This is a genomic window from Dyadobacter fermentans DSM 18053, from assembly GCF_000023125.1.
Classification (GTDB): domain Bacteria; phylum Bacteroidota; class Bacteroidia; order Cytophagales; family Spirosomataceae; genus Dyadobacter; species Dyadobacter fermentans.
Genome location: NC_013037.1, coordinates 4,480,000 through 4,494,418 on the forward strand (window position 1 = coordinate 4,480,000; position 14,419 = coordinate 4,494,418).

Annotated in this window: 12 protein-coding genes; 4 read left to right on the forward strand and 8 right to left on the reverse strand. The window is 51.8% G+C overall.

Features of this window, described 5'->3' with window-relative positions:
• Positions 1 to 11 precede the first annotated feature (11 nt).
• The 4 genes from ilvB to ilvD are packed head-to-tail and all read right to left on the reverse strand — an operon-like array spanning position 12 to position 4,161.
• Positions 12 to 1,772, reverse strand: a complete 1,761-nt coding sequence (gene ilvB / locus DFER_RS18255) for a biosynthetic-type acetolactate synthase large subunit (protein WP_015813130.1) — start codon at positions 1,770 to 1,772, stop codon at positions 12 to 14.
• A 14-nt stretch (positions 1,773 to 1,786) separates the two neighbouring features.
• Positions 1,787 to 2,251 carry a nucleotidyltransferase gene (locus DFER_RS18260; RefSeq protein ID WP_015813131.1) on the reverse strand — a complete coding sequence of 155 codons (465 nt, stop codon included), beginning with the start codon at positions 2,249 to 2,251 and terminating at the stop codon, positions 1,787 to 1,789.
• The gene (locus DFER_RS18265) at positions 2,251 to 2,463 is read right to left on the reverse strand and encodes a hypothetical protein (protein ID WP_015813132.1); all 213 of its coding nucleotides are present in this window, start codon (positions 2,461 to 2,463) and stop codon (positions 2,251 to 2,253) included. The genes DFER_RS18260 and DFER_RS18265 overlap by 1 nt, the downstream gene beginning before the upstream one ends.
• A gap of 12 nt (positions 2,464 to 2,475) precedes the next feature.
• A complete protein-coding gene (gene ilvD / locus DFER_RS18270; RefSeq protein ID WP_015813133.1) occupies positions 2,476 to 4,161 on the reverse strand; it encodes a dihydroxy-acid dehydratase in 1,686 nt (561 codons plus the stop codon).
• Positions 4,162 to 4,493: 332 nt separating this feature from the next.
• On the opposite strand from ilvD, the gene murQ reads away from it, so the two are divergent.
• Entirely contained in the window at positions 4,494 to 5,297 is an 804-nt protein-coding gene (murQ, locus tag DFER_RS18275; RefSeq protein ID WP_015813134.1) for an N-acetylmuramic acid 6-phosphate etherase, read from the forward strand.
• Between the two features lie 2 nt (positions 5,298 to 5,299).
• Here the strand turns inward: murQ and DFER_RS18280 are convergent, their stop codons facing one another.
• From DFER_RS18280 to DFER_RS18290, 3 genes are all read right to left on the reverse strand, one after another.
• Positions 5,300 to 6,310, reverse strand: a complete 1,011-nt coding sequence (locus DFER_RS18280) for a zinc-binding dehydrogenase (RefSeq protein ID WP_041736511.1) — start codon at positions 6,308 to 6,310, stop codon at positions 5,300 to 5,302.
• A 97-nt stretch (positions 6,311 to 6,407) separates the two neighbouring features.
• Positions 6,408 to 7,196, reverse strand: coding sequence for an NIPSNAP family protein (locus DFER_RS18285; protein ID WP_015813136.1), 789 nt, complete (start codon positions 7,194 to 7,196; stop codon positions 6,408 to 6,410).
• Positions 7,197 to 7,295: 99 nt separating this feature from the next.
• The gene (locus DFER_RS18290; RefSeq protein ID WP_015813137.1) at positions 7,296 to 8,327 is read right to left on the reverse strand and encodes a PorP/SprF family type IX secretion system membrane protein; all 1,032 of its coding nucleotides are present in this window, start codon (positions 8,325 to 8,327) and stop codon (positions 7,296 to 7,298) included.
• A 335-nt stretch (positions 8,328 to 8,662) separates the two neighbouring features.
• On the opposite strand from DFER_RS18290, the gene DFER_RS18295 reads away from it, so the two are divergent.
• From DFER_RS18295 to DFER_RS18305, 3 genes are all read left to right on the forward strand, one after another.
• A complete protein-coding gene (locus DFER_RS18295; protein WP_229206041.1) occupies positions 8,663 to 11,422 on the forward strand; it encodes a PKD domain-containing protein in 2,760 nt (919 codons plus the stop codon).
• Positions 11,423 to 11,523: 101 nt separating this feature from the next.
• Positions 11,524 to 12,549 carry a Holliday junction branch migration DNA helicase RuvB gene (gene ruvB, locus DFER_RS18300; protein ID WP_015813139.1) on the forward strand — a complete coding sequence of 342 codons (1,026 nt, stop codon included), beginning with the start codon at positions 11,524 to 11,526 and terminating at the stop codon, positions 12,547 to 12,549.
• 88 nt (positions 12,550 to 12,637) lie between these two features.
• Positions 12,638 to 13,063 carry a (deoxy)nucleoside triphosphate pyrophosphohydrolase gene (locus tag DFER_RS18305; protein WP_015813140.1) on the forward strand — a complete coding sequence of 142 codons (426 nt, stop codon included), beginning with the start codon at positions 12,638 to 12,640 and terminating at the stop codon, positions 13,061 to 13,063.
• On the opposite strand, the gene DFER_RS18310 is transcribed toward DFER_RS18305, so the two are convergent.
• Entirely contained in the window at positions 13,046 to 14,407 is a 1,362-nt protein-coding gene (locus DFER_RS18310) for a dihydroorotase (RefSeq protein ID WP_015813141.1), read from the reverse strand. The two genes, DFER_RS18305 and DFER_RS18310, sit on opposite strands and share 18 nt — an antisense overlap.
• Between the last annotated feature and the right edge of the window lie 12 nt (positions 14,408 to 14,419).

Genomic DNA, 14,419 nt, shown 5'->3' on the forward strand with positions numbered 1-14,419 from the left:
CCTCTTTTATATTATTCCAAACGGATATCGGCTACGCAAGCGCCCGTCGGCACCATCGGGAACACGTTTTCTTCTTTCTCAACAATTACTTCCAGCAGGTAAGGCTTGTCCGACGCCAGCATGGTGTCCAGCGACGCGTGCAGGTCCTCGCGTTTCGAGCAGGTGTGGCCATTGATGCCGAAACCTTTCGCAATGGTGATAAAATCAGGGTTTTGCAGCTCCACGAACGAGTAGCGTTTCTGGTGGAAAAGCTGTTGCCACTGGCGCACCATTCCGAGGAAGTTGTTATTCAAAATGATAATCTTCACCGGCAGGCCGCTCTGCGCGATCGTTCCCAGCTCCTGGATGGTCATCTGGAAGCAACCGTCGCCGATCATCGCCACCACCTCGCGGTCGGGTGCGCCTACTTTCGCTCCGAATGAGGCGGGCAGCGCGTAGCCCATTGTTCCCAAACCGCCCGATGTAATGAAAGAGCTTGGTTTTTTGAACTGGTAATAGCGCGCCGTCATCATCTGGTGCTGGCCCACGTCGGCCACGATCACCGCTTCGCCTTTGGTTTTGTCCGAAAGGGTGCGGATTACTTCGGCCATTTTGATCTTCTCCGTGGTCGGGGCCAGTTCCGGCTGGGTGATTTTCTCGTCCTCGATCGCGTCGTACTTCTTGAATTCCGCTTTCCAGGCTTCGTGATTATTCTCATTAACCAATGGAAGCAGCAACTCCAATGCTTTTTTGGCATCGCCCACCACCGGCGCGTCGGCTTTCACGATCTTATCGATTTCCGCCGGGTCGATTTCAATGTGGACAACTTTCGCCTGTTTCGCATAGCGGCTCAAATCGCCCGTTACGCGGTCGTCGAAACGCATTCCGACGGCGATAATGAGATCGCATTGGTTGGTGAGCACATTGGTACCGTAGTTACCGTGCATGCCCAGCCAGCCCACGTAGTTAGGATGGTCTACCGACACCGAGGAGAGCCCCAGCAATGTGGAAGCCGCCGGAATGTCGGTTTTTTCAATGAACTGGATTAATTCCTGCTCCGCGCCTGAGATCTGCACGCCATGACCGACGAACAGGAACGGGCGTTTCGCCTGGTTGATCAGCTTTGCCGCCGCCGCCAATTGCTCCTCTTTTGGTGCAACACGCGGGTGGTAGCTCAGCAAAGTTTCTGTTTTCTTATGTACGAAAGGCTTCGTCATCAGCTTCTGCTGCGCATCTTTCGTAATATCGATGAGCACCGGCCCCGGACGACCTGATTTCGCGATGTAGAATGCCTTTGCAATGATTTCAGGGATCTCATCCGCATTGGTAATCTGGTAATTCCATTTGGTGATCGGGATGGTGATGCCCATCACGTCGGTCTCCTGGAACGCGTCGGTACCCAGCAAATGCGACGCCACCTGACCGATAATGCAGACCATCGGCGTAGAGTCGATGATCGCGTCGGCGATGCCTGTCACGAGGTTGGTAGCACCCGGCCCGGAAGTAACCAGACACACGCCAACTTCACCCGAAATGCGGGCAAACCCTTCGGCTGCGTGGGCAGCGCCTTGCTCGTGGCGCACGAGAATGTGATCGATCTGGTCCTGATAGTCATAGATCGCATCGTACACCGGCATAATCGCCCCGCCCGGATACCCGAAGATGGTCTTCACCCCCTCGGCGATCAGCGACTGGATGACCGCATGCGAGCCATTGATCAGCTCCGGCTTGGCCACCGAAACCACCGGTTCCGCGGCCTGAATTGTTGCAGTTTGATTTTCATTAAATCCCATGACCTCTGTATTGTTTAGTCGGATGAATTTTCAAGATTTTCAATATCATTGATGTCCCTCGGCCTGCCTGCTGCCTTTTTGGCCTTAATCAGATCTTTGTAGTGTATTAATCTAATTTTTAAGCCTTCCACAACATAGTCAGCAGCATTTTGATACGCTTTATCAAATTCCAGCCCTTTCAATTTCGTGATCAGATCGATCGAAACCGGAACGCGGCCAAATGTGAAAACATCAAATGCCGGGTTTGAAAGGAAATTCTCTTCGGTCATATCAAATAGCGGCATCCCAAATTGCTCGAACGCGTTCGCGATTTTCTGATAGTTTCCCTTTGTCTTTCTTACCCAAATATCCATGTCGCCGGTTGTCCTCGAATAGCCATGCAGGATCACGGAATAGCCGCCGACAAGGATATATTCTACGTCACATTCGTTGAATGATTTCAAAAAATCCTGAAAATCATCATTGAAAATATTTCCCATTACATCGGGTGTTTTCGCATTGAAAAAACACTTCTGTCCATTCTGGGCGGGTTTTGCAAGTCAAACTGAAATGCAATGCTGTTCAGATAATGCGCTGCTTCCAACCTTTCTTTCAAAGTTTTCGGCTGGCTTTTCGCATAGTACTTTTCAGTCTCCGAATGCGTCCCGGCATGGAAGGCTGTTCTATCCAATTTGAATTTCCCTTCCGACATAATGATTCGTTTTTACGCTTCGTCCGTCACGCAGCCTTCGCTGGCCGACTTCACGGTTCTGATATATCTTCCCAGCATTCCTTTTGTAAAGCGTGGCGCGGGTTGTACCCAGGCGGCTTTGCGGGCTGCCATTTCTTCGTCGGAAATGTGCAGGGTCAGTACGCGGGTGTTGGCGTCGATGCTAATGCGGTCGCCGTCTTTTACCAATGCGATAGGGCCGCCGTCGAATGCTTCCGGGGTGATGTGACCTACCACGAAGCCGTGCGTGCCGCCCGAGAAACGACCGTCGGTGATCAACGCGATCTTGTCGCCCAATCCTGCACCCATTACGGCAGAGGTTGGTTTCAGCATTTCCGACATGCCCGGACCACCTTTCGGACCTGCATTGCGGATCACCACCACGTGGCCGGCTTTGATTTCGCCTTTGGCCAGCATATCGATGATCTCCGATTCGTGCTCGCACACTTTCGCTTCGCCGTCGAACGTCAGACCTTCCTTACCGGTGATTTTCGCAACCGCACCCTGGGGAGCCAGGTTACCGTAAAGCACCTGAATGTGGCCGGTCTTCTTGATCGGTGTTTCGATCGGGAACACCATTTTCTGTGTTTCAAAATTCAAGTCAGGAGCCTCGGCAAGGTTTTCAGCCACTGTTTTACCTGTTACCGTAATGCAATCTCCGTGGATCAAACCTACGGAATACAAATACTTGGTTACCGCAGGAACACCGCCGATTTCCAGGATATCCTCCATGAAGTATTTACCGCTAGGTTTCAAATCGGCGATAAACGGCGTGCGGTCGGAAATAGCCTGAATGTCGTCCAAAGTCAATGGAATACCCGCCGCGCGTGCGATCGCCAGGTAGTGCAATGCCGCGTTGGTAGAGCCGCCGAGCGCCATTACGACAGTCAATGCGTTTTCCAGTGATTTTTTGGTAATAATATCTTTCGGTGTAATGTTCAGTTCGAGCAATTTCTTCATTGCCGCGCCGATTTTTTTGCATTCTTCCTGCTTGCCTTCGTGCGTAGCCGGGTAAGAGCTGCTGAACGGCAGGCTCAATCCCATTGCTTCGATCGAGGAAGCCATCGTATTAGCAGTATACATACCGCCGCAGGCACCCTGGCCGGGGATCGAATTTTGAATTACACCTTTATAATCTTCATCAGAAATATTGTTGGCAAACTTCTTGCCCAGCGCTTCAAATGCCGACACGATGTCGAGCTTTTGTCCTTTATAATGCCCCGAGCGGATCGTTCCGCCATACACCATAATCGCCGGACGGTCCAGGCGCGCCATCGCCATAATGGCTCCCGGCATGTTTTTATCACAACCCACCACCGCAATCACACCATCGTACCATTGCGCAGCCACCACCGTTTCGATCGAATCAGCGATAATGTCGCGGCTTGGCAGCGAATAGCGCATTCCGTCGTTACCGTTGGTCATCCCGTCCGACACGCCGATCGTGTTGAAGATCAGACCCACCATATCATTCGCTGTCACACCCTGTTTCACATACACCGAAAGGCCGTTCAGGTGCATGTTGCACGGGTTACCTTCATATCCTGTGCTGGCAATCCCGATCTGGGGTTTCACAAAGTCTTCTTCTTTCAAACCAATTCCATAAAGCATGGCCTGTGCGGCGGGATTGGTTACTTCCTGGGTAAGGGTCTTCGAAAATCTGTTTAATTCTGTCGCCATTGGTGAATGATTGTATTTAAAATAAAAACACCCCACTCGGTTGGGTGAGTGAGGTGCCAGTTATGTGCTATCATCCCACTCACGCTTGTGGCGTGACGATAATTAGTACCGGGACGATGATGATCAATTTCATTTTAGCGTAACATTTAAGTCCAGCGAAATTTCGCTAATTCTGACTTGGTGTTACAAATTAGAAGCCAATCTTTTTATTTTCCAAACATTCAAAGCATTTTTTGTTATAATTCTACGATAAATACCAAATTTCCTGCCGGTGCAGGATCGTTATCGGAAAAGATTTATTTATTTTTGGTTTCCAAAAAGCGCGAACCATCATGATGACTACCGAATCGTCTTCGAACTATAATGACCTCGAAAAAATGAGTGTCCACGAGATACTGACCTCTATCAACCGTGAGGATCAAACCGTGCCTCAGGCCGTTGAAAAAGCCATTCCGCAGATCGAAGCATTGGTAGAGCAAATCGTTCCCAGGATGAAAAACGGCGGCCGCCTGTTTTATATCGGCGCAGGAACGAGCGGTAGATTGGGCGTCGTGGACGCTTCGGAATGCCCGCCGACATTCGGCGTGCCGTTTGATCTGGTGGTAGGCATCATAGCCGGCGGTGATACAGCCATTCGCAAAGCGGTTGAAAATGCGGAAGACGACTGGAGCCAGGCCTGGGTGGACCTCGCGGCCTACATGCCCAATGCAAATGATACATTAATAGGAATAGCAGCGTCCGGCCGCACGCCCTACGTGATCGGTGGTTTGAACGAAGCCCGCCATGCAGGTCTGCTCACCGGCTGCGTGGTGTGCAATGACGGTTCTGCCGTTGCCAAAGCGGCCGAATATCCCGTTGAAATAGTCGTAGGACCGGAATTTTTGACGGGAAGCACCCGGATGAAGTCCGGAACGGCTCAAAAACTGGCTTTGAATATGATTTCAACTTCGCTCATGATCCGCCTCGGGAAGGTGAAGGGGAATAAAATGGTGGATATGCAGCTCACCAATGAAAAACTGGTCAACAGGGCGTTGCACATGATCATTGATGAGCTGAATATCCCGGCCGAAGAGGCGCAATCACTGCTCGACGAGCACGGGAGCGTTCGCGCAGCCATTGAGGCAGCGCGCAAATAGCGTCAGATCGAAAGCACGATCTTGCCAAACTGCTGGCCCGAATCCATGTAGCGCAGCGCCTGCTCGGCTTCTTCCAGCGGAAACACCTTGTCTATAATCGGTACGATTTGCTTTTCGCCGATAAACTGCACCATTTCCGCAAACTCCTGCTCGGTGCCCATCGTGCTGCCGTATATGTTGAGCTGTTTGAAAAACACTTTCGCAGGTACAATGTCAGTAATGTTGCCCGTGCCTCCGCCATAGAAGCAAATGCGCGCACCCGGTGCCGCAATGTCGATCAGTTTGGCAAAACCGGGGCCTCCCGCGCTGTCGATAATCACATTGAAGTAACCCGTCTTCGGTCCGCGCGCTTTCACGAGCAAGTCTCGGAACCAGGTCGGGTTTTTATAATTAATGCCGCCTTTGGCACCCATTTCAATTGCCCGCTGGATTTTCTGATCAGAGCCGGAGGTTACCCACACTTCCGCACCGGAGGAGATCGCAAACTGGATCACAAACAATGCCACACCGCCCCCCGCACCCGTTACGAGCACACGGTCGCCCGCACGGAACCGGGCACGCGTTATGAGCGACCGCCAGGCCGTGAGCCCGCCCATCGGCAATGCAGCCGCTTCTTCGAACGACAAATGCGCAGGTTTTTCGGCCAGGTATTTTGCTTCGGTTTTGACGTATCCCGCAAATGTCCCATTATCTGGCAGGCCGAGGATTTTATGGTCTTCGCTGTAAAAATCAGGATTATCGCCCCAGTTTTGCGACGGGTTAATGATCACTTCCTTGCCGATCCAGCTTTTGGCTACACCATCACCCACCTCCGTCACAATTCCCGCACCGTCCGAACCGGGGATAATGGGCGTGGTAATGCGCGGGTAAAGTCCTTTTTGTATCCAAACGTCGCGGTGGTTGAGCGACGCGGCTTTAAGCTCAACAAGCGCCTCACCCGGGCCCGGATTGGGCTTCTGCGTGTCTTCAATCACCAGCGGCTCATGAAGGTTTTTTAAAATAGCGGCTTTCATAATGTCAGGTTTTAAACAAAAAATGATGAACCGGGCTGCCCTGAAACGGCGCTTGCCCTGATTCATCATTTCAAAATGATTGGAACCGTTTCGGATGCTATATATCCGAATATTCGGTGGGATACAAATAGAAGCTCGTGTTTTTTGAAACGTTGTTCTGATACTCCGGATTTACTTTCAGCTTGTTCCATTCCGCATCCTCGCTGAAAGATTTCCAGTGCGCGTCACGCGAAGCCTTGTTGTCGAAAGTAGTCATGTACATCAGGTTGGGCATGTGGCTGCCGGCGATCACCTCTCCGTAAAACACCGCATTGAAACCCAGGCGCTTGAACAACGGAACTTCTCCGCCCGCATTGAACATCTTCACCTTATTCTGGTAAATTTTTTCCGTGTGGCCTTCGTAGCTGCGCAACTCGTACACGCGCTCGCTTTTTGGGCCGGTCAGCGCTGGCTTCGTAAGCACGGGAGCATCAGTAAATGCTTGCAGGATAATCGACTCAAAACGGGCGTAGGGGGCATTTTTGTAGTTGGCATCAATGTAATCCTTCCCCGCCGAAGTGTAGGCCGCATCTTTGTCCAGCGTTTTGGGCAGTGTAAGCAGCTGGTCGAGCGATTTCAAAGGCGTAAGCACGTAAATCAGCTTTCCGGCCATTGTATCGGTCTTCACCGGCTTAAATACCCCCACATTTTTGATTCCCGCGCGGTGGGCGGCAGGAACGTAGGCGTCTTTCAGGAATGCTTCTACGCGCGCTTCCTGATCGGCATTTTTGAGGTGATAGATTTTGATTTCGTAAAATTCCCGCTTGGGAGGAGCTGCTACTGTGCTCAATGCAACCATCAGTAGCAAAAAGGTGAAAAGTAAATTCAGGTTTCGGTAATTAGACATACTCTGTAAAAGATTTTTGATAGTGATTAACCACCGGAAAAGACTTTTACCGTCTCAGTTTACCCTAAGCACTTTTCAACTCATTTTTTTCAAAGCGTGTCAAAATTTCGGGCAGGAAAGCTGGCGTTTCCGTGTCTTCGGGCGCTTCGGCTTGGATTCCAGCGGAGCGAATACATAGGAGAGCGAAATCTCATGGGCGCCGCCGCTGCCTGCACCCAAAGTAGAAATGGTGAGATCATAGCTGTAACCGATCGAAAATTTGTCCTGACGGAAACCGGCCAGGAATATCAGCGATTCGTGATTATTGATATTCTGTTCGTATTTTTTGAAAGGAATCCCGCGGTACCAAGCACCCACCACCAATGGCTCGATGGTCACGTACATACCGGCATCGAACTGGTCGTATTTGCCTTGTTTTTTGTACATAATGGCCGGCGAAATGGTCTTTTCCTTATCGATTTCGTCGCCCAGGAATGTGTATCCTGCAAATGGAATGCGCAAACCGGCCTGCAAGCTGGCTTTTACCGGCAGCCGTGCCTGGGTCAGGCCCGAGAATGCCTGATCGGGGCGGTTGAGGTGGTGTGCCGAAATTCCAGCCCAGTACCAATCCGAATACAGCATGGCGCCCGCGGCGAAGTCGGCATAAAATACATTGGGGCCGCCTTGTGCAAACGGATCATCGGAAGGCCCGCCGGTTAACCCGCCATTGTTATACTGATCTCCGAATGTAAGCCCGAAGTAATCGAGCGTCCGCGAGGCGATACCGCCCTGGATACCCAGGCGGAGCGAAGTCAATTCATTGAACTGGATCTGGTAGGAATATTGCAATGCTGCCTCGGTCGATTTCAGGTTTCCAAGGCCTTGGCTGTCCATTGTTACCAGCACCCCCACGCCGCTGTTAACATTTGGCAAGAAGACGTCGGCGCCAAACGAGGTGGTCACGAAGTTGGCCGACAGTGAAGGCCATTGGTTACGGTAATTGATGGTTGCACGCGGTGCAAGCGCCCCACCGGCCAATGCCGGGTTCAGGTATAACGGGTTGGCATAGAACTGCGAAAATTGCGGATCCTGGCTCCAACCTTTCAGGCAAAGCAGTGTCAGTATGAAGAGAGGAAGTAAACGCTTGATCATAGATATATAGGCTTGCCGCTTCCTGAAAAACGGCCCCGCTCCGGGCTCAAAAAAATTACCTGATTAATTTCACAAAATATCCTCAAATTGCGTATTAATATTCAAATTAGAGTGGTTTTTACGACATTACCGCACAAAATTTTAACATTTTATTTTCGTTAGTAATGTCGGGTAATCTGAATATTTTATGAGACGGCTAGGGGTGTTTGAACAAGTAACGAAACATGGGGCGATTTTATAATAGATACCACCGATTTTTTTATGTCCTCTGCCTGCTCATGCTCGCCGCGACATTTGCGGACGCAGCAACGCCCTTTGAGGTGAAAGGGCAATGCATGCAGAATCCAGATTGCGAAGCCGACTCAACTTCATTCCGGGACCCCGTTATTGACGCTGTCGCCTGGCGATGGAATTTTGGGGACGGAAGCGCGACGGACACCAGGCGAAATCCGCAACATTCCTACATGGCGCCCGGTACTTACACGGTCACCCTGGTAAGAACGCTCAAAAGCGGGGCAACTGAGACAGTTTCACAGCCCGTACAAATCGGCGAGCTCCCTCCCGAATTTCAGGAATGGAAAATCGATACCACCATTTGTAAAGGCGACACGCTGATCCTCGATCCTTATCCCAGCGGAGCGCCAAGCGGCGCCAAATATATCTGGTACCCCAAAGGCGATACTACTCAGACATTAAGGGTCGACAGTTCAGGCTGTTATTCGGTCGAGGTGATTATGCCCAATGGCTGTAAAATCCAGAATCGGATCAATGTCAAGATCTGTATGGAGCCACAGGCGCAGGAAGGTTCCAAGTGGTATTTCGGAGGAAATGCGGGCCTGGATTTTTCCAATACTCCCCCCACACCATTGACGGATGGGAAGCTGAATACACCCGAGGGGACCTCGTCCATTGCCAATTCCAAGGGCCAGTTGCTTTTCTATTCGGACGGCATCAAGGTCTGGAACAAGAACGGGGATGAAATGACGTGCACGTTCGGGCCGTGCGCGCCGATGAAAGGCAGCCCGAATTCCACGCAATCGGTGCTCATTGTGCCCCAGCCCACCTGCCGCGGCTGCGAGTATTTATATAATGTATTCACTACCACCGACATTAATGGAGAAAAGCTGTTGACGGTAAGCGTAGTCGATATGCGCCGGAACAATGGGTTAGGCCAGATTATTGAGCAAAACACAACGCTCCAACAACCTACCACCGAACGCATTGCCTCCGTCCGCAACGACCGAGACAGCACTTACTGGGTTGTTTCGCACGATTACGGCACCAATAAATTCCGCATTTTCCATGCTACTACGGGCGGGCTCGTCGAAGTAAGCGCACCCGAGCTGGGCATGGCGCACGATAGCACGAATAAAGCCGAGGGCTACATGAAATTCTCGTCGCCGGATAGCACCACAGGCGAGCGCCAACTGGCTGTGGTAATTCCCGGCCCGGCACGCAATTATGTGGAGCTGTTTAGTTTCAACGACTCCACGGGCACGTTGACCTACAAAAAAACGATGGACCTCGGCCCCGCGCCGCCCATTGCCTACGGGATCGAATTCTCCCCGAGTGGCGAAAAAATGTACATTTCGTTTCAGAGCGAGAACGGTACAAACTCCCTTTTGAAACAATACGACCTCTCATTGCCCGATAGTCTGGTCATAGAAACGGCCATTACCATCGACAGTTCCGCCACCCAGAAATACGGCGCATTGCAGTTCGGGCCGGATGGCCGTATTTACATGGCCATCGAGGGCAGCGAGTACCTGGCAACGATCGGCGAGCCGGAAGGAAACTCATTAACAGGCGTCGACTACGAGCGCGACGGAGCCAATCTGGGCGGTAAAAAGAGCCAGCTTGGGCTACCGAACATGGTGCAGGACTTCACGCAGGAATCCTCCGGGCCTGGATTTGAGGCCGACGGATTTTGTACGAATGAACCCACGCAGTTCCAGGCCAGCCCTATGTGTGATCCGATAGAAGATAGCTACTCGTGGGACTTCCTCGGTAATGGGTCGTTTACAGCTCCTTCCAAAACGACGACCGCGACGTACACTTACACCCAGCCCGGCAAGTACATGGTAGCCATGCGCGCTACCAACAAATGTGCCGACACGACGATCGTGCGGGAGATCACCATTTACGAAACGCCAGCCAACATCGACCTAGGACCCGATAAGGACACTTGCGGGGCCTATGTGCCGCTGGATATGAAAGTGAATGCGGAAGTGTATGCGTGGATCAACCGCGGACGCGTCGTAGGCCGTGGACGGACTTATAATGCCACTTCAACCGGCCGCTACATTGCCATCGCATTCAACGGCCCGCAGGGAGATTGCTACGCAGCAGACACCATCGAAATCACATTGCGCAAGCCGCCGGCCTTCTCCATCGGCCCGGATACGACATTGTGCCGCGACAGCTCCATTGTTCTGCGCGTACAAAGCGACCGCTGGATCGAATACAAATGGAGCACAGGGGAAGACACCCGTGAAGTGACCATTGGTCAGCCCGGGCAATATAGCGTAGTAGTGAAAGATCGCAACGATTGCTACAATTCGGACACCATTCAGGTAGGCGAGCTGCCTTCGCCAATCCTCGGCCTGGCACCCGAAAACTTCATTTGTATTCCGGATGGCCAATCTGTCATTCTCGATGCCAACGGGCAAGGGCCGTATCAATACCTGTGGCCGCACTCCGGCGATACCACGCGGACGGTTACCGTCAACCAGGAAGGGAAATATACCGTGCGAGCCACGAATCAGGAGGGCTGCGTGACGGAACAAACTACCGACGTGGTCGATAAATGCGAGCCGCGGTTCTTCATTCCAGATGCATTCACGCCCGACGGAGAAGGCCACAACGAGATCCTTGAAGTTTTCGGCGCTTACTATACCAACTTCTCTATGCGGATTTATAACCGTTGGGGCGAAGTTATTTTCGCTACTACCGACATAGAAGCGCGTTGGGACGGAACATACAAGGGTTTGAAAGTACAGCCGGGCAGCTATCCGTATGTTGTTTCCTACGAAGCCCTTTATTATCCCGAACGCAACCCTACCGTGAAGCGCGGGGCGGTGATGGTGATCCGGTAAGCTTTCCTTTTGCAGATTAAAACAATTATTTTTGGTTAACCAATATCAAACCAGCCACCGCTGAAACGGTCGGCTGGTTTTCCACGTCTATTCAACCGACTATGCGCCAGGATTATCTGTCCGGAGATAAAGAAAACCTTTCCAATACCGACAAAGACATTGAACGTGCCTTGCGGCCTTTGTCTTTTGAAGATTTTACCGGGCAGGACAAAATTCTTGAAAACCTGAGAATATTCGTGCAGGCCGCACGCCAGCGCGGCGATGCTCTGGACCACGTGCTGCTGCATGGCCCTCCGGGATTAGGCAAAACGACTTTGTCGAACATCATTGCCAACGAGCTCGGCTCAGGTATTAAAATCACCTCCGGCCCGGTACTCGACAAGCCCAGCGACCTGGCCGGGCTACTCACCAATTTGCAGGAGCACGACGTCCTTTTCATCGACGAAATCCACCGCTTGAACCCCATTGTCGAAGAATACCTCTACTCCGCGATGGAAGATTATAAAATCGACATTATGCTCGATAGCGGCCCGAATGCCCGCAGCATCCAGATCGGCCTGAACCCGTTCACGCTTATCGGCGCCACTACGCGGGCGGGTATGCTCACATCGCCCTTGCGCGCGAGGTTCGGGATCAATGCGCGGCTGGAATATTATGATGCGCAGTTGCTGTCGTCCATTCTGAAACGCTCTGCCTCCATCCTTGGAACGCCGCTGGAAGAAGACGCGGCATTCGAAATAGCCCGCCGGAGCCGCGGTACGCCGCGTATTGCCAATAATTTGCTGAGAAGGACCCGCGATTTTGCCCAGGTGAAAGGTAATGGGCGCATTACCGTAGCCATTGCCGAAATGGCATTACAAGCATTGGACGTGGACCAAAACGGCCTGGACGAAATGGACAACCGCATTCTCAGCACCATTATTCAGAAGTTCAAAGGCGGGCCGGTGGGCTTATCTACCATTGCTACGGCTTGCGGCGAGGAAGCCGACACCATCGAGGAAGTTTACGAGCCGTTCCTCATTCAGGAAGGTTATATCAAACGCACCTCACGTGGCCGTGAAGTGACGGAAAAGGCATTCAGGCACCTTGGAATCCTGCCTCGCCACCGCTCTGGCGAACTGTTCTGAGCATTAACTTTTTAAGAACTTTTAGTAGAAATATACAACGTAAACCTGAAAATTGTAATTTTGCGGTGAATTAGCGTAACCGCCTCCTATGATCGAAGTACTGGTTTCCGAAAAGTTGGTTGTGAGAGTGCCTTGTGCTGTGATTGAACATGATGGAAAAGTACTCGCCGGGCAGCGCAGCGCGGCATTGTCCTTCCCCCTCCAATGGGAATTCCCCGGCGGAAAGCTCGAAAAAGGCGAAACAGACGAACAGGCATTATCCCGTGAGATCATGGAAGAACTCAATGTGGCCGTCGAGATCGTCGACAAGCTTCCTGAAACTTCCAAAGACCAGGGCTGGCGTGAAATCGTGCTCGTACCGTTCGTGTGCAAGGTGGAAACCACCGATTTTATATTAACCGAGCACGAGCAAATCCTCTGGCTCAAAGCCGCAGACCTCCCTACCCTCGATTGGACCGAGGCCGACCTGAACGTGATCCAGAACTACTACGATTACCTAGCGGCTAAAGGTTAAGCGCTTTCCTTTCACCGTTTCATCAAATTCTCCATTCTCATAAACGAGGTGCCCCGATACGAACGTATGGGTAATGCGTGAGTGGAACTCCGTGCCTTCAAAAGGCGACCAGCCGCATTTGGAGTAAATATTGGCCTTTTCTACCTGCGTCGTTGCATTCAGGTCCACCAGGATCAGGTCTGCCCAATACCCTTCCCGAATATAACCACGTCCGCTGATATCGAAAAGATCGGCCACGGCGTGGCTCATTTTTTCGGCCACGCGGTCGATGGAGATCTTGCCTTCTCTGCTTAATTCCAACATTACGTTCAACGTATGCTGAACGAGCGGCAAGCCGGATGGTGCCTGCCAGTAATGCTGCGCCTTTTCCTCGATGGTGTGCGGCGCATGGTCGGTTGCAATGACGTCAATGCGATTGTCGAGCACCGCTTGCAAGATTTTTTCTTTGTGGTGTGGCGCTTTGATCGCCGGGTTGCATTTGATCTCATTACCTAATTTCCGGTAATCTTCCGCATCAAACCACAAATGGTGCACGCAGGCCTCGGCGGTAACCAGTTTGGGCTGACCGTTGGCGAGCACGATCTTACCATTGCTCCGGTTTCCTACTTCGAACAGATGAACTTCATCACCCGTCGAAATGTGCAGAATGTGCAGTCTCGTGCCGTGTTTATGCGCGAGCGAACTGGCGAATGTGGATGATTTGAGGCAAGCTTCCTCATTGCGGATCAATGCGTGAATGTCGTAGGGCACGTCATCGCCGTATTTTTCTTTGAAAAGGGCTAATCTGGCCTTCACCGTCGGCTCGTCCTCGCAATGCGTGGCGATAATGCAGGGTGCATTGGCAAACAGTTTTTCCAAAACCTCCGGCGCGTCCACGAGCATATTTCCCGTAGAAGACCCCATGAATATCTTGATCCCGCAAACCTTCGTAGGATCGGTACGCATGACCTCGTCGTAATTGTCGTTCGAAGCGCCCATGAAAAACGAGTAGTTGGCCAGCGACGTGTTGGCCCCGATCTGGTATTTGTCTTCGAGCAACAGCTGCGTGAGCGTGTTGGGCACGGTGTTGGGCATTTCCATAAAGGAAGTAACCCCTCCGGCAACGGCCGCTTTGGATTCTGTGTAAATATTCGCCTTGTGTGTGAGGCCCGGCTCGCGGAAATGCACCTGGTCGTCGATCACGCCCGGCATCAGATAAAGCCCTTTCGCGTCGATCACCCGGTCGGCTGGCGTGTGCTGCAAGTCGCTTCCGATTTTTTTAATGTGACCATTTTCAATTATTACGTCTAAATACTGAACCTGGTTTTCATTTACGACCTGGGCATTTACGATCAGCGTTGTCATGGGCGGCGATTG

Excerpts from the sequence above, each read along its gene's own strand:
- ilvB (WP_015813130.1), bottom strand. The coding sequence starts at position 1,772 with ATGGGATTTAATGAAAATCAAACTGCAACAATTCAGGCCGCGGAACCG.
- DFER_RS18260 (WP_015813131.1), bottom strand. The coding sequence starts at position 2,251 with ATGGGAAATATTTTCAATGATGATTTTCAGGATTTTTTGAAATCATTC.
- DFER_RS18265 (WP_015813132.1), bottom strand. The coding sequence starts at position 2,463 with ATGTCGGAAGGGAAATTCAAATTGGATAGAACAGCCTTCCATGCCGGG.
- ilvD (WP_015813133.1), bottom strand. The coding sequence starts at position 4,161 with ATGGCGACAGAATTAAACAGATTTTCGAAGACCCTTACCCAGGAAGTA.
- murQ (WP_015813134.1), top strand. The coding sequence starts at position 4,494 with ATGATGACTACCGAATCGTCTTCGAACTATAATGACCTCGAAAAAATG.
- DFER_RS18280 (WP_041736511.1), bottom strand. The coding sequence starts at position 6,310 with ATGAAAGCCGCTATTTTAAAAAACCTTCATGAGCCGCTGGTGATTGAA.
- DFER_RS18285 (WP_015813136.1), bottom strand. The coding sequence starts at position 7,196 with ATGTCTAATTACCGAAACCTGAATTTACTTTTCACCTTTTTGCTACTG.
- DFER_RS18290 (WP_015813137.1), bottom strand. The coding sequence starts at position 8,327 with ATGATCAAGCGTTTACTTCCTCTCTTCATACTGACACTGCTTTGCCTG.
- DFER_RS18295 (WP_229206041.1), top strand. The coding sequence starts at position 8,663 with ATGCAGAATCCAGATTGCGAAGCCGACTCAACTTCATTCCGGGACCCC.
- ruvB (WP_015813139.1), top strand. The coding sequence starts at position 11,524 with ATGCGCCAGGATTATCTGTCCGGAGATAAAGAAAACCTTTCCAATACC.
- DFER_RS18305 (WP_015813140.1), top strand. The coding sequence starts at position 12,638 with ATGATCGAAGTACTGGTTTCCGAAAAGTTGGTTGTGAGAGTGCCTTGT.
- DFER_RS18310 (WP_015813141.1), bottom strand. The coding sequence starts at position 14,407 with ATGACAACGCTGATCGTAAATGCCCAGGTCGTAAATGAAAACCAGGTT.